Source organism: Hyphomonas sp. (assembly GCF_017792385.1).
GTDB lineage: Bacteria > Pseudomonadota > Alphaproteobacteria > Caulobacterales > Hyphomonadaceae > Hyphomonas.
The window spans coordinates 3,491,900-3,512,578 of sequence record NZ_CP051230.1 but is presented as its reverse complement, the minus strand read 5'-3'; the positions used below and the strand labels follow the sequence as shown (position 1 = coordinate 3,512,578).

Below are 20,679 nucleotides of genomic sequence, written 5' to 3'. Positions count from 1 at the left end.
ATGGCTGACGGACAAATCAAGGTGGGCGGCGACCCCGTCTTTAAGGGCATCGACCCGATCAGATTTGAAGGACCGGACAGCGAGAACCTGCTGGCCTATCGCTACTATGACAAGGACCAGATCGTGCTGGGCAAGCGGATGGAAGACCATCTGCGGATGGCCGTGTGCTATTGGCATACGTTCTGCTGGGATGGCTTCGACGTGTTTGGCGGCGGAACGTTCAATCGCCCCTGGCACGGCGCTGTAAATGATCGCGCTGCAGCCGACGCGAAGATGGCCGCCGCCTTCGAGTTCTTCAGCAAGCTCGGCCTGCCGTATTACTGTTTCCACGATGTGGATGTGACGGAAGATTCTCCGACGCCGGATGAACTGTCCAGCAATCTGAAGCGGATGGGTGACCGGCTCGCTGCCTATCAGGAAGCCACGGGGATCAATCTCCTTTGGGGGACGGCGAACCTGTTCAGCAATCCGCGCTTTGGTGCCGGTGGCCTGACTAATCCGAATCCGGAAGTGGCCGCTGTTGCGGTTCGCCAGATCCGTGACTGCATGGAGGTTACCCATGCGCTCGGCGGCGAGAATTATGTGCTGTGGGGCGGCCGGGAAGGCTATGACACACTGCTCAACACTGACCTTGACCGGGAGCTTGGCAATTTCGGCCGGTTCCTCGCCATGGTCGTCGACCACAAGCACAAGATCGGGTTCGAGGGCAAAATCCTGATCGAGCCCAAGCCGCACGAACCGATGTACCACCAGTATGATTTCGACAGCGCAACCGTGTACGGCTTCCTCAAGCGGTTCGGCCTCGAGGACGAGGTCCATGTCAACATCGAGCCCAACCATGCGACCCTGGCCGGTCACAGTTTTGCGCATGAGATCGCGACGGCAGTGTCGCTCGGCATCATGGGGTCGATCGACATCAATTGCGGCAACTATCAGAATGGCTGGGATACCGACCAGTTCAATCTCGATATCCGGGACATCACGCTGGCGCTGATCGAGCTGCTGCCGTCCGGCGGGCTCGATACCGGAGGCTTCAATTTCGATGCCAAGGTCCGTCGTCAGTCCAGCTCGGTTGAAGACCTGTTCCATGCCCATGTCGGCGGCGTGGATGCGCTCGCACGGGCATTGCTCTCGGCAGCAGACATCCTGGAGCGCGGGGATATCGCGAAATTCAAGGCTGACCGCTATGCGGGTTGGGAAAACTCCGATCTCGGCAAGATGATGCTGTCTGAAGGCGCCAGCCTGGAGAGCATCGCGGATCACGCCGCCAAGGCCGGCCTCAGCCCTTCGCACGCAAGCGGCCGCCAGGAAATGCTCGAGAACCTGGTCAATCGCAGCCTGAAATAGCCTGCGGCCTGTGCAAGGCCTCGCCCACGCCTCCGGTGGTCGAGGCCTTGTCACTTCCGGGAAAATAACGCTAGTTTGTCCGTCAGGCCTTCTTTGGCGGACAATTTGTGTCTCCAGCGTTTTCTCGCTGCGCGGGCGTCCACCGTTTGAGGGTTCCAGCAGAGGAGCCGCGATGACTGACGGGCTGAAAACGCACTGGGCCTCCGGGCATGCCCGCCCCGCGACCATCATTGATGTGGCGCGCGAGGCTGGCGTCTCGTTCAAGACCGTCAGCCGTGTGCTGAATGGCGAGACCAATGTCCGGGAAGAGACCCGGTCAAAGGTGCTTGAAGCGGTCAAGACGCTCAACTATCGCACCAATCACAATGCCCGGAACCTGCGGGCACGGCACAGCCAGATCATCTGCCTGTTCTATGCAAACCCGTCCCGGAACTATATCGGCGAAGTGCAACTCGGCGCCCTGCAGCGGTGTCAGGCCTATGGCTACAGCCTGATCACGGAGGATTGCAGCGACAATCATCCGTCCCTTCTTGCATTGCGCGCCGAGACAAAACTGGCAGGAGCCATCCTGACCCCGCCCTTGTCGGATGACGCCAAACTGATCTCCGAATTGCAGAACCGGAACATCCCCTTCGTGCGGATCGCGCCCGCAGAAGATGTTGAGCATGGCCAGGACGTCGCCATTGATGATGCGGCGGCAGCCCGCGAGATGACGGAATACCTGATCGGGCTGGGGCATCGCCGCATTGGCTTCATCAAGGGCGCCGATAGTCATGCGCAAGCTGTGCGCCGCTTTGCCGGATACCAGCAGGCATTGTCGGACGCCGGGATCGAGGCGGACCCGAACCTGGTTCGAGACGGAGATTTCGCGTTCGACTCTGGTGTGGCCGGCGCCGAAGCGCTGCTTTCCCTCCAGGATCGGCCGACAGCCATTTTTGCCTGTAATGACGATATGGCGGCCGGGGTGCTGGCCGTGGCCTATCGGCGCCAGATCACAGTGCCGCGCGACCTGTCTGTGGTCGGGTTCGACGATACACCGCTTGCCACCACGATCAGCCCGTCCCTGACGACCATCTATCAGCCCAGCCGGGAACTGGCCGCAGAGGCGGTCAGCATGCTGCTGGAGGATTCGACGCCCGGCGGGGACGCTCCCCGCCACAAGCTGCTCGACTACAAGCTGATGCTGAGGGAATCCACAGCGGCACCCCGCCGCTAGCTGTCAATTCCGGAGTTCCTAAACCGGCAGGTTTCGTGTAAGCCGCGCGGCGATGACCGAGATCAAACCCCTCCCGCACATCCTGCAGACAAAGCCCTATGTGCCCGGCGGCAAACTGGCCGGTGCGCAAGGCCATGTGATCATGCTGGCCTCGAATGAAAACCCGTTCGGGCCCAGTCCGAAGGCGATCGAGGCGATGAAGGCGGTCGCCGCTGATGTGCACGTGTACCCGGACCCGGAATATCGGGCCTTGCGGGAAACGATCGCCGCAGCGACCGGGATCGCAGACTCTGCGCGCGTGGTTGTCTCAGCCGGCTCCGACGAAATCATTCACCTCCTGACCCAGGCCTATGCCGGGCCGGGCGACGAGATCCTGTTCACGGAACACGCCTTTTCCATGTATCGCGTCTCGGCCCTGTCGCATGGGGCGGACCCGGTGACCGTGCCGGAAACGGAGCTGACGGCCGGCGTCAATGCCATTCTCGGCGCTGTGTCGCCGCGGACGAAAATCCTGTTTCTGGCGAACCCCAACAATCCGACCGGGACGATGCTGCCGGTCGACGCCCTGACACAGATCCAGGACAGCTTGCCGCCTCATGTCCTCTTCGTGGTCGATGGCGCCTATGCCGAATATGTCGGACCCGAATACGAGGCCCGGATCCGGGATCTGGTCGACCGCCGGGCAAACACGGTGATGATGCGCACCTTCTCGAAGATCCACGGGCTGGCCGCGCTTCGCCTCGGCTGGGGCTACATGCCGGAAGCAGTCGCGCAGACCTATCAGCGCATTCGCGGGCCGTTCAACGTCAACGGACTGGCCGTCGCGGCCGGCATGGCCAGCATCCAGGATGTGGAGTTTCTGAGTCGCAGCCGCGAACACAATTCCGACTGGAGGGTACGCATGACAGGCGCCTTGAATGCCATCGGCCTCGCGACGCCACCCAGCCACGCCAATTTCGTGTTGCCGGATTTCGGCACGGCGGAACGGGCCGCCGCGGCCAACGAATACCTGAAAGCGCGCAACATCCTGGTGCGGGCGGTTGGCGGATATGGCCTGCCAGCCCGGCTGCGCATCACCGTCGGTTCGGCTGAGGACAATCAGGCCGTTCTGTCCGCCCTGTCGGATTTCACCGCGTCACGCTGATATTGTCGATCAGACGGGTCTTGCCCAGCCAGGCGGCACCCAGAAGGCGGGCCACAGTGCCGTCCGGCAAGGGGGCGTCCGGCAGGTCTTCCAGCGTATCCGGATCGACCAGGCTGACATAATTCATTTCACGAAATCCCGACGCCATGATCAGGTCGCGGGCCTCTGACAGGACTTCCGCAGGCTTCGCGCCGAGGGACAGCCGAACGGAGGCGCGGTGCAGGGCGGCCTGCAGGGCGCCCGCTGCGCGACGCTCTTCCGATGTAAGGTACAGATTGCGGGAAGATTGCGCGAGGCCGTCCGGATCGCGCGTGGTCCGGCCGCCGAGAATCTCGATCGGAAAACCGAGATCGCGCACCATCCGCCGGATGATCTGGAGTTGCTGGTAATCCTTCTCGCCAAAAACCGCCACGTCCGGCTGAACATGGAGGAAGAGGCGCGCCACCACGGTTGCGACCCCATAGAAGAAATGCGGCCGGTAGATGCCGTCCAGCAGGTCCGACATCTGCTCCACCCGGACATTGGTTCGGGTGCCGTCGGGATACATTTCCTCCACGGCAGGCAGGTAGACCAGATCGCATCCGACCGAATCGAGTTTTGCCCGGTCGGCCGATTCGTCCCGGGGGTAGGTGTCGAAATCCTCGCCCGGAGCGAACTGTGTGGGGTTCACAAATATGCTGGCCACGACCTTTGTTGCACGGGTTGCAGCCGTCTTCACCAGCGATAAATGCCCCCCATGAAGTGCCCCCATTGTGGGAACAAATCCAATGGTTTCACCGGCTTGGCGCCAGGCGCGAACCTGTTGTTGCAACTCGGCCCGCGAGCGTACCGCGGCCGTTAACGTACCTGTCTTGGAATTCACTATGAAAAGTTCCCGTATGAGGATTGTTTAAAACATCCTGCCAGAGGATTTCGTAAACGCGTTGTTAACCCATTCGGAGGAATTTCAAACCCATGACACACCGCATTCTCGCTCCGCTCAAAACATTCGCGCTTTCCATCGGTCTCCGTCTGGCCGCCGGCAAATCTGCCGCCGCAGACATGGCAATGCCGGAGCCGATCACCGAATACCTGAACCCGAATGCGGTGGACGAATGGATGTTCGACCGCGATGGCAGCCCGGTGACGGAATCTGCGGAACTCTATTCCCGCGATCTGGGGCGGGTCTCCGGCACGCTCTCCAGCCTGCGCGGCCTGCTGACCGACATAGCGGCGCATGCGCCGGTCAATGCCGAGATGCCGAAGCACGCTGCCTTCGGTCCGATCATGTCGGATGATTTGCTGTTTGATGGCGAGCCCATGGCGGCGCATTTCGGCGACATGCCGATGGAAGATGCCGACCTGTTCATGGATGTGGTCTCCACCGGAAAGTCTTCCGGTTCGGAAATGTCCCACGTCGCCTGAGCCCTGATCTGCTGACCGAGTACACTAGGAGTTGTCGATAATGCCCGCTGATGGATTCGCCCCGCTCACCACGGATAGCGGCCCGGACCTGTCAGCGCAGCAGCGCGAGGCCCGCGTCATTGTCGTTGGCAATGAAAAGGGCGGTGCGGGCAAGTCGACGGTCTCCATGCACCTGTCCGTTGCGCTGATGCGCATGGGCAAGAAGGTGGGCGTCATTGACCTCGACGTGCGCCAGCGCAGCCTGACCCGGTATCTCGAGAATCGCCTTCGCTGGATGCAGTCCACGGGCGCGCGTCTGCCCATGCCCGAAATCGTTCGCGTGGATGCGTCCACGGAAAGGGACCTCGACAAGGCTGAATCGGAGGAGACCCAGCGTTTCCTCAGCAGCGTGGCGCGCCTCAAGAAAGCCTGCGACTTCATCATCATTGATGGTCCGGGCGGTGACACCTATCTCTCGCGCCTCGCGCATGTGAATGCCGACACATTGATCACGCCGCTGAACGACAGTTTCGTCGATTTCGATCTGCTCGGCGATGTGAACCCGCAAACGCTCGAAGTGCTGCGGCCCAGCTTCTATTCCGAAATGGTCTGGTCCTGCCGCAAGAAAAAGGCACAGACCTCGCGTCGTCCGATTGACTGGATCGTCATGCGCAACCGGATGTCGCCACTGGCGGCGCGGAACAAGGAACGTGTCGGCGAAGCCCTGACGAATCTTTCCAAGCGGATCGGCTTCCGGCTCGCGCCCGGCCTGTCGGAGCGCGTGATCTATCGTGAACTCTTCCCGGCCGGCCTGACCCTGCTGGACCTGACCGAAAAGGGCTCCAACGTCTCCTTCACGATGAGCCATGTGGCTGCCCGTCAGGAGATGCGCGATCTGCTGATCGTCCTGCAACTGCCGGAGCTGGTTGGAGCCGAGATCGAATTCTGATCCCGTTGATACGAGCGAGACAACAGGGGCCAGCCTGCGGGCTGGCCTTTCGCATGTTTCGGGCTCACACTGCCTCCAAAACAGGAGGAAGCGCAGATGGTGTTCAACAATAGCGACTGGCTGGCGCAGGTTCAGGAAGACATTGTCGATCCGGATCGGGAAATCGTTGACCCGCATCATCATCTCTGGCCGCAGGCCGACATGCACTACAACGTCCCGGAATTCCTGGCTGACCTGACCAGCGGCCACAAGATTGTGCATACGGTATTCATGGAGTGCGGTGCAGCCTATCGGGAAGACGGGCCGGATCATTTGAAACCCGTTGGCGAGACGGAATTCGTGGCGGCGGCTGCGGAAGACATGAAAGCGAAAGGCGGGCCTCATATTGCGGGGATCGTCGGGCATGCCGATCTGCGTGGTCCGAATCTCGAGGAGGTTCTGGATGCCCACATGGAGGCTGCCAAAGGCCTGTTTCGGGGCATCCGCCATGCCGGCTCGCGCGACACGAGCGGCGCGACGCTGCGCATACCGGGCCGCGCGCCGGAGCGCCTGTATGCCGATGATGATTTCCGGCGCGGCGTGCAGCTGCTGGGCGAACACGGGCTCTCCTATGACACCTGGCACTACCATCACCAGAACCGCGACTATCTGGACCTGGTGAAGGCGGTTCCGAACACGACCATGGTGCTCGACCATTTCGGCACCCCGATCGGCATTGGCCCCTATGCCGACAAGCGCGAAGAGATTTTCGAGCAATGGTGCGATGACATGGCCGATCTGGCGCATTGCCCGAACGTGGTCGCGAAACTGGGCGGCCTTGCCATGCCCGACAATGGCTGGGGCTGGCATGAGCGGGAGACGCCGCCGACCTCTGACGAGTTCGTGCTGGCGCAGGCGCGCTACTATGATCACATGATCGATTGTTTCGGTGCTTCGCGCTGCATGTTCGAAAGCAATTTTCCGGTCGACCGCTGGTCCATCAGCTATCCGGTGCTCTGGAATGGACTGAAGAAGATTGCCGCGAAGTATTCCGAACTGGAACAGCGCGCCCTGTTCAGCGAAACGGCCCGGCGCATCTACCGGCTGTAGGCGCGTCTAGGCAGGCCGCACCAGAGCGCCTATAGCGCCCGAATGGCTGTTTTTCCTTTCGAGATTTCCGCGGTCGAGGGCAAGGCCCGGACCGGTGTGCTGAAAACACCGCGCGGCGACATTCGCACGCCCGCCTTCATGCCTGTGGGCACGGCGGGCACGGTGAAGGCGCTTTACATGGACCAGGTGAAGGATGCCGGGGCCGACATCATCCTGGGCAACACGTATCACCTGATGCTGCGGCCGGGCGCCGAGCGTGTGAAGCGCCTCGGCGGCCTGCATGTCTTTGCGCACTGGGACGGGCCGATGCTGACCGATAGTGGCGGCTTTCAGGTCTGGTCGCTGGCGCAGTTGCGGAAGATGGATGCGGATGGTGTTACCTTCCAGAGCCATATCGATGGCTCCACGCACCGGCTGACCCCGGCGCGCAGTATCGAAATCCAGGCCGATCTGCTGGGCGCAGATATTTCCATGCAGCTGGACGAATGCACCGATTATCCCTGCAGCCATGAAGAGGCCGAGCGCAGCCTCGACCTTTCGCTTGACTGGGGCCAGCGTTCTCTCGACGCGTTCGGCGAACGGGACCGGCAGACCCTGTTCGGAATCATTCAGGGATCGAACTATGCCGACCTGCGGGAGAAATCCGCCCGGGGCGTGGTGTCGCAAGGCTTTGGCGGCATTGCGCTTGGCGGCCTCGCCGTAGGTGAGGGCCACGATCAGATGTGCGCCACCATCGACATGACGGTGCCCCATCTTCCAGATGCCCTGCCACGCTATGTCATGGGCGTCGGCAAGCCGATTGACCTGGTCGAGAGCGTGGCGCGTGGCATCGACATGTTCGACTGCGTCCTGCCGACCCGGTCAGGACGTCACGGTCAGGCCTGGACCTGGGATGGACCGGTGAACGTGAAGAATGCCCGCTTTGCAGAGGATCTGTCTCCATTGGACGAGGCCGTGAACTGCCCGGCCAGCCAGGATTATTCTCGCGCCTATTATCACCACCTGTTCAAGGCGGGCGAGTATCTCGGGCCCATGCTGCTCAGCTGGCACAATACGGCCTTCTTCCAGGCGTTGATGCAGGAGATCCGCGCCGCCATCGCCGAGGGCCGGTTCGAGGCGCTGCGCAGCCGTCTCCAGGCCGCCTGGGCGTCGACGAAATCTAGTCCGAAGGATGAACGGGCGTGAGATTGTCCAGCTGTTTCTGCTGGTAGGCATCGTACGCGCCCGAATCCTGGGGCGCGGTGGGTGCATCGCCCTTGTAGGTGACGGCCGTTGGGTCGCGTTCCGCTGCAAAATCAGGCCGTGCGGGCAGGGGGCAGTCCTTGGCCAGACCCATGCCCTTGAGATAGGCGCGTTGCTGGGCGCCGATCTTGTAGGCCGTATTGTACTTCTTCGCGTAGCTTTCCGCGCCGGTGGCCTTGCGGACAATGCCTCGGAACGGGATCAGGCCGCGGGCCTCGGATGCGATGGCCCCCAGCGTGGCGTCCGAAGCGGAATCGGCGAGTTTCTCTGTTCTCAGCCGTTCATCCGGTACCGGTGTGTCCCAATCGGGCCCAAGCACGGCGTCGAGTTGCGCAAGCCGTTTCAGAATGTCCTCGCAACTCAGAACCTCGGGCAGGTCATAGGGGCTCTGCACCCCTTTCAGGATTTCCGGGATCGGCTCGCGTCTCAGATTGAGGTCTTCAAGCGGCGACAGGGCGGCGTCGCCCAGTCCGTCACGCGTCTGGCTGTAGGCGCTGCCGGCGGCGGCTTCGACATTGCCGGCGAGATTGCCGTCCGAATCGGTCTTTTGCTGCACGGGGGCCGGCTGGCTGGCGCAGGCACCAATCAGGGCGATTACTGGGAACAGGGGCGATATACGTCTCATCTGGCGAGGGTGATGCGAAAATTGTGGCGACTTCAAGCCATACTGTGCAAGAGGCGGTTGACCCGACCGTTCTGGTCGCCTAAATCGCGCGTTCCGGCGTGCCCTTAGCTCAGTCGGTAGAGCAACTGACTTTTAATCAGTAGGTCACAGGTTCGACCCCTGTAGGGCACACCATTCTTCCTTCCGTTGACGCCTAGCGGCAGAAATCGATCGAGGATCGGTCTCGGGAATGAAATGCCTGGCCGCGCAAGCGAAGGCCTGTTCCGAATTACCGCCATTTAACCGCCTGCGCGATGGATCCGTCGGAACATCACGGCCGCTCGGCCCGTTGGTTTCCCGAAAGGAGACCATGATGAGCAAGTATGAAACCGATATCGACCCGCAACGCCGGGATGACCTCAGCCAGCAGCGCGGCGAGGGCGAGACGCCCGGCCGCGGCGACACGAATCAGGCAGGTTTCCGGGAAACCTCTCCTCAGCCCCGAGACGGCGAGCATGGTTTTCTCCGGGATGACGGCCAGAAAGACCGTCCGCAGGCCTCCGGTACGGCCGAGGAGCGCGCACGGCGCCTCGATGAAGGCAACAATCCCGTCCTCATGCCGCGCGACGGCCGCCATCCGAATACGCCGGATATGTTGAACGCGGACACGGGCGCTGATGACAGCAAGGCTGGCGCCAAGACACCCGCGCCGGACACGCAGGAACTGGAAGACGCCTATTCGCAAAACGATCCCGGCGTCGAAACCAAACAATAAGCCAGCACAAATGGCCGGAGCGGGCCCAAGCCCCTCCGGTCCCGTCTGATCGGTCCTTGGCGGATGGAGCCATGCTCCGTTGGCCGGGGGCCGTTTTGGTATGTTGGATGAAATCATGTGGCCCCGTGTGCACGCGGGAGCGCGTTCCATCCGCCGGGACCCCTGGAGACGTACCAGATATGGTCTCGCAAGGTTCCGGACCTTTTGATGGCCAGCAGATTCGCCGAAATCGCCGACCAGGTACAGGATATGTCTTCCGCATCTCCGCCGGATTGGGGGGGGCTGCGATGCATTGTTATCACACGGGAAAACCCAGCCATGAGCGGGGAGTGCGGCAGCTGGATCATTGTTTGGCGCAGGCCCAGCGGCTAAGCCTTCGGCGCAGAAAGGATACGCTGATGGACAGGCATACGCGAATTGCCGTGCGGAACCGTTTGCTGGCCCGGCTGAGTACGGGCGACCCTTTGCTCATGGGCATTCTGAACGTCACGCCGGACTCCTTCTCTGATGGCGGCGCGCATGACTCGCTGTCGGGCGCACTTGCCCATGCCGAGCAGATGCGGGCCGAAGGCGCCGACATTCTGGACATAGGCGGGGAGTCGACCCGGCCGGGCGGCGAAGAGGTCAGTCTTGAGGATGAATGGGCGCGGGTCGCCCAGCCGATTGCCCGGCTCGCCTCGGAGGACGCGCTGCCGGTCTCGATCGATACGTACAAGGCAGAGATCGTCCGGCGGGCTGTGGCGGCTGGTGCGGTGCTGGCCAATGATGTCTGGGGCATGACCCGTGATGCGCAGATGGCCGACGCCGTGGCCGAGACAGAGAGCCTTGTCTGCATCACCTATAATCGCGGCGCGACAAATGCCGACATCAATCTACGCCAGGACATGGCCGACTTCATCGGGCGCGCCTTCGAGAGCGCTGATCGGGCAGGCATTCCGCGCGCACACATCCTGCTGGATCCCGGTGTAGGCTTTTCCAAGACCTATGAGCAGAATTTCGAAGTGCTCGCCCATCTGGACCTGATGGTGGAGACCGGCTGTCCGGTGCTGGTGGGGGTGTCGCGCAAATCCTTTATCGGCCGCCTCACGGGCAATCCTGTCGCGGAGCGGCTTGTCGGCACGCTTGCGGCGGGCCTCGATAGCGTCTACCGGGGCGCGACAATTCTTCGTGTCCATGATGTGGCCGCCCACCGGGAGGCGCTCGACATGTTCCAGGCCATCAGGAGTGCCAAGTGACCGACCGTATCTTCGTTACCAATCTTTGCCTCCACGGCTTCCACGGCGTCCACAAGGCGGAGAAGTCCCTCGGGCAGAAATTCTTCATCGATATCGACTGCCGCCTCGGACAGCCGGCCACGTCGACCGATCTGATGGAAGAGACGGTCCATTATGGCGAGGTCTGTGACCTGGCGGAGGAATTGTCCGGCAAGACCGTGTTCAACCTGATCGAAACCTTTGCCGAGCGCATCGCGGATGCCATCCTTCAGAAGTGGGACATTGTGGAAGAGGTGACCGTCACCGTTCGCAAGCCTTCCGCCCCGATCCGGCATCTGGTGGACCATGTCGGCGTGTCCATCACGCGGGCCCGCAATGGCTGAGGCGGCGCTTGGCCTCGGCACCAATATGGGAGACCGGGAAGCCGCGCTCTCACGCGCCGTGGCGCTGCTGGAGCAGATGCCGGGCGTTGAGGTGATCGCAATCTCCGGCCTCTATGCCAGCGCGCCCTGGGGCGTTGAGGACCAGCCGGATTTCCTGAATCTCTGCGTGCTCATCGAGACCGACCTCGGACCGATGCAATTGCTGCATGCCTGCAAGGCCGTCGAGGCGGAGCTGGGGCGTCAGACGCGTGAGCGCTGGGGGCCGCGGGAGATGGATTTGGATGTGCTGATGATGCCCGGTGTCGAGATGGACACCGAGACGCTCTCCATCCCGCATCCGCGCATGCAGGAGCGCCGGTTCGTGATGGAGCCGTTGGCGGAGATCGCGCCGGATTGGGTGCTGGATGGTGAGCCCATCGAAAGCAGAACGGCCGCCCTCAGACGGAGAGCGGCCGATCAGATTTGCGAGCGGGACGATTCAGCGACGCGCCGCTTTGCTGAGCTGAGAGCCCGCTAGAGGTTCTTGACGATATCCTCGACCATCTTCTTCGCGTCTGCGAGCAGCATCATCGTGTTGTCGCGGAAGAACAGCTCGTTCTGGATGCCGGCATAGCCGGAGCCCATGGAGCGCTTGATGAAGAGGACCGTCCCGGCATTCTCGACGTCCAGGACCGGCATGCCATAGATCGGGCTGGTCGTGTCGGTCTTGGCGGCGGGGTTGGTCACATCGTTCGCGCCGATGACGAAAGCAACTTCGGAATTGCGGAAGTCCGAATTGATGTCTTCCAGTTCGAAGACCTCGTCATAAGGAACCTGGGCCTCGGCCAGCAAGACGTTCATGTGACCCGGCATCCGGCCCGCAACGGGGTGGATGGCGTATTTCACTTCGACGCCTTCTTCCTTCAGCTTGTCGGCCATTTCCTTCAGCGCGTGCTGGGCCTGCGCCACCGCCATGCCATAGCCGGGCACGATGATGACCTTGGACGCGTTCTTCATGATGAAGGCCGCATCCTCAGCCGAGCCGCGCTTGAACGGACGATCGGCATCTGCACCGGCGGCACCCGCGGCTGCATCGTCGCCGCCGAAGCCGCCGAGGATGACCGAAATGAAGCTGCGGTTCATGCCCTTGCACATGATGTAGGACAGGATCGCACCGGACGAACCGACCAGCGCGCCTGTGATGATCAAGGCGAAATTGCCGAGCGTGAAGCCGAGCGCCGCTGCAGCCCAACCCGAATAGGAGTTCAGCATGGACACGACGACGGGCATGTCTGCGCCGCCAATCGGAATGATCAGCGTGATGCCGAGGATCAGGGCGAGGACCGTAAGACCCCAGAAGGCCCATTGTGCCTGGCCATGCGTCTGGATCAGGATGACCAGCAGCGCCACGATGCCGACACCGATCAGGATGTTCAGCAGGTGACGGGCCGGCAGCATGATGGGCGCGCCGGACATGTTGCCGTTCAGCTTCGCGAAGGCGATCAGTGAGCCGGTAAAGGTCAGCGCACCAATGGCGGAGCCCAGACCAAGCTCGATCAGCGACGCGGCCTTGATGCCCTCGAGACCTGCAATGCCGAAACTGATGGGTGAATACAGCGCAGCAGCAGCCACCAGCACAGCGGCAAGGCCAACCAGGCTGTGGAAGGCAGCGACCAGCTGCGGCATGTCCGTCATCGGGATCTTGCGGGCGATGATTGCGCCGATCGTGCCGCCGATGGCGACGCCGCCGAGGATCAGGCCCCAGGTTTCGAGATCAAGCTGGTTCCAGACGAGGGCCAGCGTGGTCGCCACGGCGATGGCCATGCCGATCATGCCATTGCGGTTGCCCGCGCGGCTGGTGGCCGGGCTGGAAAGACCGCGCAGGGCCAGGATGAAGAGGATGCCGGCAACGAGATAGAGCAGCGGCGCCCAAGTGGTGTGGAAGGAGTCCATGCCTTAGTCCCCCTTCTTCTTGTACATGGCCAGCATGCGCTGGGTGACGAGAAAGCCGCCGAAGATGTTCACGCTGGCGAGGATCACAGCGACCGTGCCGAGGATCTTGGAGACCCAATTGTCGGAGCTGAGGCCGACCGTGGCGGCGGCTACGAGCGCGCCGACGATGATCACGGACGAAATGGCGTTCGTCACAGCCATCAGCGGCGTGTGCAGGGCCGGCGTCACCGACCAGACGACATAATAGCCGACAAAGCAGGCCAGCGCGAAGATCGCGGCCAGGAAGACGGTGGAATCGATGCCGCCGGCATCTGCGAAGGCGGGCAGCGCGAAGCTGGCCGCGGAAAGCGTCAGGAGTGCGCGCTTCATGATTGGATCCTTTCGTTCACCGTCGCACCATTGCGCGTCAGCAGCATGGCGGTGACAATTTCGTCTTCGGTGTCGAGATTGAGGCTGCCATCCTCGGCTGTGACCAGCGGCAGGAAGGCGACAAGGTTCTTGGCGAACAGGGATGAGGCATCGGCCGGAAGGCGAGCAGGGAGGTTGGAGAACCCGGCCACTTTCACGCCGTTCACGTCAACCACTTCATCCGGCCTGGACAGCGGGCAATTGCCGCCCTGGCTGACGGCCATGTCGACGATGACCGCGCCGGGCTTCATCGTTTTCACCATGTCTTCGGTGACCAGAACCGGCGCCGCACGGCCAGGAATCAGGGCTGTCGTGATGACAATGTCCTGCTTGGCAATGTGGCTGGCCGTGAGCTCGGCCTGCTTGGCCTGGTATTCCGGCGACATCTGCTTGGCGTATCCACCAGCAGTTTCGGCCGCCTTGAACTCCTCATCCTCGACCGCGATGAATTTTGCGCCAAGCGAGGCCACCTGTTCCTTTGCGGCGGGGCGCACATCGGTGGCGGTCACGACTGCACCAAGACGGCGGGCGGTGGCGATGGCCTGCAGACCGGCAACCCCGGCGCCCATGACGAACACCTTGGCCGGGGCAATCGTGCCCGCAGCGGTCATCATCATCGGCATGGCGCGGCCATAAGTCTGGGCGCCTTCGATGACGGCGCGATAGCCCGCGAGGTTCGACTGGGACGACAGGGCGTCCATGCTTTGCGCGCGGGTGATGCGCGGCGTGAATTCCATGGACAGGGCCGCAATCTTCTTTCCGTTCAGCGGGGCTGCGTCCAGATTTGTGGGGTCCATCAGAGCGATCAGGGCGATACCTTCCGGCAGGGCGCTGATTTCATCGGCTTCAGGTGCGCGCACCTTGAAGACAATGTCCGCCCCCTTGGCCGCAGCCGACGCATCGGCTGCAATTGTGGCGCCGGCATCGGTGAAGCTGTCGTCAGGGAACCCTGCGACAGTGCCCGCTCCGGACTCGATTGTGACAGAGTGGCCAGAGGCCACCAGCTTCTTGACGGTTTCTGGTGTAGCCGCCACACGGGTCTCACCAGCTCGTCGTTCCCTCAGCACAGATATTTTCATGAGGCTGGGATAGAGGAAAAATATTGCGGCGTGCAATACGAAATTTTGCATTGGAGGGCATGAGATTGTTGAGTTTAGCTAATAAGACGGCACTGGTAACGGGCGCATCGAGTGGATTGGGTCGCCATTTCGCAGGCGTTCTGGCTGATGCAGGCGCCTATGTCGTGTTGGCGGCGCGACGTCTCGACAAGCTGGAAGAAGTTGCGGGCGAGATCGAGAAACGCGGCGGAAAGGCCCTTCCGGTCGAAATGGACGTGACCTCTGAAGACAGCGTCACCGGCGCATTCGGAGAGATTCGCGAGGCGCTGGGCCGGCCATGCGACGTTCTGGTGAACAATTCCGGCATGTCCCGGGAAGGCTGGTACTGGGACATGGACGAAAAGGACTGGGATGCAGTCATCGAGACGAATCTTACCGGGGTCTGGCGCGTGGCCAAGCATGCGACACGGGCCATGATGCAGGCTGGCGTGCCGGGATCGATCATCAATATCGCGTCGATTACCGGACTGAGACCGTCCAATATCATTTCGGCCTATTCGGCCTCCAAGGCAGGTGTGGATCATCTGACCCGCACCATGGCGCTGGAGGCCTCACGCCATGGCATTCGCGTCAACGCCATCGCGCCCGGCTATTTCAAGACCGCCATCAATGACGATTTCCTCGAGTCGGAGGCGGGTCAGCGCATGGCCAAGCGCGTGCCGATGCGCCGGTTCGGAGACTATGACGAGTTGACCGGGCCCTTGCTGCTTCTCGCCTCGGATGCGGGCAGCTACATGACCGGCGCGACGGTCGTGGTCGATGGCGGACATAGCCTGACCCCGCTTTAGGTCTTGAATTTTTCCATCATGCAGATTATCAGGCCGCTCCCGCCGGGGCGGCTTGGTAAATGCCGGGTGAATCGCACGGTGAGACAATGTCTTGAAGCCTGGCTTTGATGGAGAGTTGAGCGATGCTCACGACAGTCGTGTCCACAGGGGTTGTCGCGGTGATCTATGGCGAGGTGGACCCGGCCACCCGAATGCAGGAAAATGCCGCCGAATCCCTGCGCGCAGCATCTGCCGAGCGGACTGAAATGCTGCGGACCTTTGCCTTGCTGGACAGCGACAATCCGACGGCCACGCTGCGGTGTCATCATGGGTTCCAGGCGCCCAATGGCGGCCTGTTCTGCGGTCCGGTCACAGACTGAGACATTCCGACAGAGGGCGTTAGGCATCGGTTAGCTCTCATCGCCTATGATCCCGGAAAATTCCGGAGATTCCGATGGCCCTTCCGAATGTACAGCCAGATCCTCAAGAGGATGCCGAAACGGGCGTTGCCGTTGAAGCGCGCGATCGCCGGTCAGGTCCACCGCGCTCCAAACCGTCCGCCGCGGGGCACACAGCCTCTCCGGCGCGCCGCCTGCAGCGTCTGCTCGAAGTGGAAATGCAGGGACGCCGCGCTCCGTCCATCGGGCGCAGCATGACGCCCATCTTGGTCCTGTCACTTGCCTGTAGCGTCGCTGCGTTAAGCCTGTATGGCTTTGGCTGGCTGTAGGATTGCAGGCATTTTCCTGTTTTAAGTTAACGCGGTCTAAGGCCAAGCCTGTTTAGAACCGGTCCTGTCGGCTTGCGCCGTCATGTTGAATTCCAAGGAGCTCCTGTCTGATGCGCGTTCGTAAAGCCGTCCTTCCCGTTGCCGGATTTGGCACGCGGGTCCTGCCCGCGACCAAGGCGATCCCGAAAGAGATGCTGCCGGTCGTCGACCGGCCCGCCCTGCAATATGTGGTGGACGAGGCGCTGGAAGCCGGCATCGAACACATTGTTTTCGTGACCGGGCGCAACAAGGGCTCCATCGAGGACTATTTCGACATTGCCTACGAACTGGAAGTGGCGCTGGAAGCCAAGGGCAAGGACGCCATTCTGGAGCAGGTGCGGGCAACGAAGCTGCCGGCCGGCGCCGCGAGCTTTGTGCGCCAGCAATCACCGCTCGGCCTCGGCCATGCAGTCTGGTGCGCCAAGGACATTGTCGGAAACGAGCCCTTTGCCGTTCTCCTGCCGGATGTTCTGGTCAAGGGCACGCCATCCTGCCTGGCGCAGATGGTTGAGGCCTATGACAAGGTCGGCGGGAATATTATTGCCGTGGATCAGGTGCCCATGGAACGCGTCTCGTCCTATGGCGTGATCGCGCCGAAAGGGACCGATCGCGATGGCCGCCTGATCGAAATGACGGGCATGGTCGAGAAGCCGCCGGTGGCAGATGCGCCGTCGAACCTGAAGATCACCGGGCGCTACATCCTTCAGCCGGAAATCTTCGGCCTGCTGGAAAACCAGGGCAAGGGCGCCGGCGGCGAGATCCAGCTGACCGATGCAATGGCGCGCCTGATGGAAGCGCAATCCTTCTACGCCTACGAGTTTGACGGCCAGGATTATGATTGTGGCTCGAAGATCGGCTATTTCCAGGCCGTGCTGGGCTATGCGCTCGACAATGAAGAGATTGGCGAGGAAGCGCGCGCGATCGCGAAGGCAATGCTCGGCTAGCAATCCGTTGCAGGACAGGCAGGTTCGGTCTACGCCTCCGGCATGACCGATCCCGTCCTGCCGACTTTTGAAGACATTGTCGCCGCCGCAGACCGTCTCGACGGTGTGGCCCGCGAAACGCCGGTGCTCACGCATGCGGCGCTGGATGAGATGTCCGGCGGCACGCTGTTCGTGAAGGCGGAGTGTCTGCAGGTCACGGGCAGTTTCAAGATACGCGGCGCGATGAACCGTCTGGCGCAATTGCCGGACGCACAAAGGGCTGCCGGTGTCGTGGCCTTTTCGTCCGGCAATCATGCCCAGGGCGTGGCGCGGGCAGCCCGGCTGCTGGACATGCCAGCGCTGATCGTGATGCCGTCCGATGCGCCGGCCATCAAGGTGGCCGGGGTCGAGGCCGACGGGGCGGAAATCGTGTTCTATGATCGCGAGACCGAGAGCCGCGAGGAGATTGCGGAAACGATTGCCAGGGAACGCGGCGCGATCGTGGTGCCCAGTTTCGACGATCCCCACATCGTGGCCGGGCAGGGCACGGCAGGCCTCGAATTTGCCCGGCAGATGGCTGTGCAGGGCGCGCCTCTGGACCATCTGATCTGCTGTGCCGGTGGGGGCGGCCTGATCACCGGGATCGCCCTGGCCATGAACCGCCTGTCGCCCGATACACACATCTGGGCCGCCGAGCCCGAACAGCATGATGACTGGGCTCGCTCGCTGGCCTCGGGCGAGATCCGCACCAATGCGCCCGGAACGCGGTCCTTCTGCGATGCGATCCTGACGCCCGCTCCGGGCGAGATCACCTTTGCACTCGGCAGGCGGCTGCTCAGCGGGGGGCTGCTGGCGTCCGATAAGGAGGTCGCCACCGCCATGCGCGCAGCCTTCCGCTATCTCAAGATCGTTGCCGAGCCGGGCGGGGCAGCCGCCCTGGCGGTTGCGCTGAAAGGGCTGCCGGGCGCCCTGCGTGGAAAGCGGGTTGGGGTGATCGTCACCGGCGGAAATGTTGACGCCGGTTTGTTTGCGGATGTCCTGAACGGTACCTGAGCCGTATTCCGTAAAGATTTGTGCCCGGATCATTAATCTTCGGGGCGCGAAGTCTTTCAGTATGGTTAATCTGCCGTTCCGTTCGCAAATCAGATTTTGTGCCGGGTCTTCAACAGACCTTATCGCCTCGCGATTAATCATGAATGCTGATGAGGGCGCATCAGGCGCGGGAGAGGGCATTCAGAATGAAACTCGGACCCCTAATCAGTCTTGGATTGTCGGCAGTACTCGGCATCGCAGCCGTGTTTCTCGGCCGATACTATATGTCATCCAACAACAATGATGCGGTGGCGGAGATTTCCGCCCCGGCGATTCAGATGTCCTCCGTGCTCGTTGCCGCTGCGGCCATCGAGCCGGGAGAGCAGGTTTCGGCGAGCAATGTCAAAACGGTCAATTGGCCTGCGGCCTCGGTTCCCGAAGGCGTGGTGGAAGATGCGTCGGCCTTGTCGGAAATGCTGTATGCGCGCGGCCTGATCCTGCCGGGTGAACCGATCATGCTGGAGAAGCTGGATGCCGAAGGCAATCTTCTGACGCTGGCAGCAGCCATCGAACCTGGCATGCGGGCCGTCTCGGTCACCGTGCGCAGCGATACCGGCGTTGCCGGGTTCGTTCTGCCGGGCGACCGAGTCGACGTGAACGAGTTCATCCAGCGTGAGCCCGGTCAGTCCGCAGCGTCCTATGGCGGCGACGCGGTGCGGGTGACGGCGGACCTGATCGCCCGGCCTGTCTTGCAGAATGTGAAGGTGCTGGCTGTCGACCAGACTTTCGATTCCGGCCTTGAAGGCGCCCGCCCGTCCAGCACCGTGACGCTGGAAGTGTCGCCGGATGGCGCGCTGCGGTTGGGCGCGGCCGGCATGCAGGGCTCTCTGGGCCTCGCCCTGATCGGGCGCAAGGAAGAAGCTGAAGTCATCCGTCTCGTGAAGACGGAGCCGAAACGGCCCGTTGTCCGCCGGCGAGCTCCGAAAGCGCCGTCGACTGCGAATGTCCGCGTGATCAATGGCGACAAGGAAGTCACCGTCACGGCGCCGGCCGCTCAGCCAAAAACCCTGACCGGGGAGGCAAATTGATGCCCAAGCTCACCTATCTTCTTCTGTTCGTGGTGATCGGCATTGTCGCCGTTGCACCAAGCCATGCCTGGACCGAGCGCACGTCTGCCCCGGATGCCCGGACCCTGGTGCTCGAAAAAGGCCGTTCCACGGTGATCGAGGCCGATCAGGCCTTCTCCACCCTGGTCGTCGCCGATCCCGACATCGCCGAAGCCATGGCCACATCCAACCGGTCATTCTTCCTGCGCGGCAAGGTGCCCGGTACGACGACCGTTCTGATCTACAATGCAGATGGCACGATTGCGGAACTGATCGATGTCGAGGTCGAACTGAGCCTCGACGAGTTGCGGGCCGATCTCGGCAATCTCCTGCCGGGAGAGCGAATCGACGTCTATCCGGTGCATGACGGCATCTTCCTGGACGGCAAACTGACCACGGCTGCGGCTGCGGAAATGGCCGTGCAGGTTGCCGAGCGCCATGTGCCCGGCGGCGTCGCCAATGGCCTGTCCGTGGGGCAGAGCCAGCAGGTCCTGCTGGAGGTTCGTTTCCTCGAGGCCAGCCGCAGCGCCGTGAAGGAAATCGGCTTCGGCAATGATATTGACGCCCGGGATGCTGTTGCCTTCACCGAGCCGTCCTCGATTTCCGGTCTCGCCTCCAAGACGGTGGCCCTGTTCACCAATGTCGGCGGTGAGAACATCGACATCGAATTGCGCGCGCTGGAAGAGAAGGGTGTCGTCCGTACACTGGCAGAACCCAACCTTGTGGCCCTGTCGGGAGACACGGCCAGCTTTCTGGCCGGCGGCGAATTCCCGATCCCGGTGTCGAACGAGGATGGACAGGTATCGGTCGAATTCAAGAAATTCGGGGTCAGCCTCGACTTCACACCCACTGTTCTGGGCGACGGGCTGGTAAATCTGCGCGTCCGCCCGGAAGTGTCGCAGCTGGATCGCAACAATGGCATTCGCGCCCAGGATATCGAAATCCCCGGCATCTCTGTGCGGCGCGCCGACACCACGGTCGAACTGCATGACGGCCAGGCGTTCGCCATCGCCGGTCTTCTGCAGAATGACTATTCCAATGATGTCCGCCAGACGCCGTGGCTGGGAAATGTGCCGGTGCTGGGCGCGCTGTTCTCGTCCAAACGCTATCAGCGCCAGGAGAGCGAGTTGGTGATCATCATCATTCCACGTCTCGTACAGCCCGCGCCGCATCCGGGCCTGCTCAGGTCGCCTCTGGATGCGTTCGCTGAGCCAACCGAAGACCAATTGTTCCTGCAGAGCCTGACCGCCCCTGCGCCGGTTCACGGAGAGGGAGACTGAC

23 protein-coding genes and 1 tRNA gene are annotated in these 20,679 nt (G+C 62.2%); 19 read left to right on the top strand and 5 right to left on the bottom strand.

The genetic code is table 11. The annotated features are described in order from the left end of the window. From xylA to hisC, 3 genes are all read left to right on the top strand, one after another. A complete protein-coding gene (xylA, locus tag HF955_RS17020; RefSeq protein WP_291076820.1) occupies window positions 1-1,347 on the top strand; it encodes a xylose isomerase in 1,347 nt (448 codons plus the stop codon). A 172-nt stretch (window positions 1,348-1,519) separates the two neighbouring features. Further along, window positions 1,520-2,563 carry a LacI family DNA-binding transcriptional regulator gene (locus tag HF955_RS17015; protein WP_291076818.1) on the top strand — a complete coding sequence of 348 codons (1,044 nt, stop codon included), beginning with the start codon at window positions 1,520-1,522 and terminating at the stop codon, window positions 2,561-2,563. 52 nt (window positions 2,564-2,615) lie between these two features. Further along, entirely contained in the window at window positions 2,616-3,707 is a 1,092-nt protein-coding gene (gene hisC, locus HF955_RS17010; protein ID WP_291076816.1) for a histidinol-phosphate transaminase, read from the top strand. Here hisC and panC read toward each other — a convergent pair. Continuing rightward, the gene (gene panC, locus HF955_RS17005; RefSeq protein WP_291076815.1) at window positions 3,691-4,569 is read right to left on the bottom strand and encodes a pantoate--beta-alanine ligase; all 879 of its coding nucleotides are present in this window, start codon (window positions 4,567-4,569) and stop codon (window positions 3,691-3,693) included. The genes hisC and panC overlap by 17 nt on opposite strands. 92 nt (window positions 4,570-4,661) lie before the next feature. Between panC and HF955_RS17000 the strand changes: the two genes are divergently transcribed. The 4 genes from HF955_RS17000 (at window position 4,662) to tgt (ending at window position 8,313) form a co-directional block, all read left to right on the top strand. Beyond that, a complete protein-coding gene (locus HF955_RS17000; RefSeq protein ID WP_027836305.1) occupies window positions 4,662-5,111 on the top strand; it encodes a hypothetical protein in 450 nt (149 codons plus the stop codon). Between the two features lie 40 nt (window positions 5,112-5,151). After that, a complete protein-coding gene (locus HF955_RS16995; RefSeq protein ID WP_027836304.1) occupies window positions 5,152-6,039 on the top strand; it encodes a division plane positioning ATPase MipZ in 888 nt (295 codons plus the stop codon). A gap of 96 nt (window positions 6,040-6,135) precedes the next feature. Continuing rightward, on the top strand, window positions 6,136-7,128 hold the full coding sequence (locus HF955_RS16990; RefSeq protein WP_291076812.1) for an amidohydrolase: 993 nt from the start codon (window positions 6,136-6,138) through the stop codon (window positions 7,126-7,128). A 42-nt stretch (window positions 7,129-7,170) separates the two neighbouring features. Next, window positions 7,171-8,313: a tRNA guanosine(34) transglycosylase Tgt gene (gene tgt / locus HF955_RS16985; RefSeq protein WP_291076811.1), complete on the top strand. Its 1,143-nt coding sequence runs from the start codon at window positions 7,171-7,173 to the stop codon at window positions 8,311-8,313. On the opposite strand, the gene HF955_RS16980 is transcribed toward tgt, so the two are convergent. Then, window positions 8,288-8,995: a hypothetical protein gene (locus HF955_RS16980; protein ID WP_291076809.1), complete on the bottom strand. Its 708-nt coding sequence runs from the start codon at window positions 8,993-8,995 to the stop codon at window positions 8,288-8,290. The genes tgt and HF955_RS16980 overlap by 26 nt on opposite strands. A 98-nt stretch (window positions 8,996-9,093) precedes the next feature. On the opposite strand from HF955_RS16980, the gene HF955_RS16975 reads away from it, so the two are divergent. The 5 genes from HF955_RS16975 to folK all read left to right on the top strand — a co-directional run bounded on the left by HF955_RS16975 (window position 9,094) and on the right by folK (window position 11,863). After that, window positions 9,094-9,169: transfer RNA gene (locus HF955_RS16975), tRNA-Lys, on the top strand. A gap of 178 nt (window positions 9,170-9,347) precedes the next feature. Further along, window positions 9,348-9,749: a hypothetical protein gene (locus tag HF955_RS16970; RefSeq protein ID WP_291076807.1), complete on the top strand. Its 402-nt coding sequence runs from the start codon at window positions 9,348-9,350 to the stop codon at window positions 9,747-9,749. A gap of 398 nt (window positions 9,750-10,147) precedes the next feature. Continuing rightward, window positions 10,148-10,984: a dihydropteroate synthase gene (folP, locus tag HF955_RS16965; RefSeq protein ID WP_291076805.1), complete on the top strand. Its 837-nt coding sequence runs from the start codon at window positions 10,148-10,150 to the stop codon at window positions 10,982-10,984. After that, window positions 10,981-11,346 (top strand): dihydroneopterin aldolase, encoded by a 366-nt coding sequence (gene folB / locus HF955_RS16960; RefSeq protein ID WP_035552361.1) that lies wholly within the window; start codon window positions 10,981-10,983, stop codon window positions 11,344-11,346. Before folP ends, folB begins: the two co-directional genes overlap by 4 nt. Then, window positions 11,339-11,863 carry a 2-amino-4-hydroxy-6-hydroxymethyldihydropteridine diphosphokinase gene (gene folK, locus HF955_RS16955; RefSeq protein WP_291076803.1) on the top strand — a complete coding sequence of 175 codons (525 nt, stop codon included), beginning with the start codon at window positions 11,339-11,341 and terminating at the stop codon, window positions 11,861-11,863. Before folB ends, folK begins: the two co-directional genes overlap by 8 nt. On the opposite strand, the gene HF955_RS16950 is transcribed toward folK, so the two are convergent. Genes HF955_RS16950 through HF955_RS16940 form a run of 3 tightly spaced genes read right to left on the bottom strand, consistent with a single transcriptional unit; the run spans window position 11,860 to window position 14,765 of the window. Further along, window positions 11,860-13,278, bottom strand: a complete 1,419-nt coding sequence (locus tag HF955_RS16950; RefSeq protein WP_291076801.1) for an NAD(P)(+) transhydrogenase (Re/Si-specific) subunit beta — start codon at window positions 13,276-13,278, stop codon at window positions 11,860-11,862. The genes folK and HF955_RS16950 overlap by 4 nt on opposite strands. Before the next feature lie 3 nt (window positions 13,279-13,281). After that, on the bottom strand, window positions 13,282-13,647 hold the full coding sequence (locus HF955_RS16945; RefSeq protein WP_272982634.1) for a proton-translocating transhydrogenase family protein: 366 nt from the start codon (window positions 13,645-13,647) through the stop codon (window positions 13,282-13,284). After that, window positions 13,644-14,765, bottom strand: a complete 1,122-nt coding sequence (locus tag HF955_RS16940; RefSeq protein ID WP_291076797.1) for a Re/Si-specific NAD(P)(+) transhydrogenase subunit alpha — start codon at window positions 14,763-14,765, stop codon at window positions 13,644-13,646. The genes HF955_RS16945 and HF955_RS16940 overlap by 4 nt, the downstream gene beginning before the upstream one ends. Before the next feature lie 59 nt (window positions 14,766-14,824). On the opposite strand from HF955_RS16940, the gene HF955_RS16935 reads away from it, so the two are divergent. From HF955_RS16935 to HF955_RS16905, 7 genes are all read left to right on the top strand, one after another. Further along, window positions 14,825-15,592, top strand: a complete 768-nt coding sequence (locus HF955_RS16935; protein WP_291076795.1) for an SDR family NAD(P)-dependent oxidoreductase — start codon at window positions 14,825-14,827, stop codon at window positions 15,590-15,592. A gap of 122 nt (window positions 15,593-15,714) precedes the next feature. Further along, window positions 15,715-15,951, top strand: a complete 237-nt coding sequence (locus tag HF955_RS16930; RefSeq protein WP_291076793.1) for a hypothetical protein — start codon at window positions 15,715-15,717, stop codon at window positions 15,949-15,951. A 74-nt stretch (window positions 15,952-16,025) separates the two neighbouring features. Continuing rightward, window positions 16,026-16,298, top strand: a complete 273-nt coding sequence (locus tag HF955_RS16925; protein WP_027836293.1) for a hypothetical protein — start codon at window positions 16,026-16,028, stop codon at window positions 16,296-16,298. Window positions 16,299-16,408: 110 nt separating this feature from the next. Further along, window positions 16,409-17,281, top strand: a complete 873-nt coding sequence (galU, locus tag HF955_RS16920) for a UTP--glucose-1-phosphate uridylyltransferase GalU (protein ID WP_291076790.1) — start codon at window positions 16,409-16,411, stop codon at window positions 17,279-17,281. A gap of 42 nt (window positions 17,282-17,323) precedes the next feature. Beyond that, window positions 17,324-18,313 carry a threonine/serine dehydratase gene (locus HF955_RS16915; RefSeq protein WP_291076788.1) on the top strand — a complete coding sequence of 330 codons (990 nt, stop codon included), beginning with the start codon at window positions 17,324-17,326 and terminating at the stop codon, window positions 18,311-18,313. A 185-nt stretch (window positions 18,314-18,498) separates the two neighbouring features. Further along, on the top strand, window positions 18,499-19,380 hold the full coding sequence (gene cpaB / locus HF955_RS16910; RefSeq protein WP_291076786.1) for a Flp pilus assembly protein CpaB: 882 nt from the start codon (window positions 18,499-18,501) through the stop codon (window positions 19,378-19,380). Continuing rightward, window positions 19,380-20,678, top strand: a complete 1,299-nt coding sequence (locus tag HF955_RS16905) for a type II and III secretion system protein family protein (protein WP_291076784.1) — start codon at window positions 19,380-19,382, stop codon at window positions 20,676-20,678. Before cpaB ends, HF955_RS16905 begins: the two co-directional genes overlap by 1 nt. The last annotated feature ends 1 nt before the right edge of the window (window position 20,679 follow it).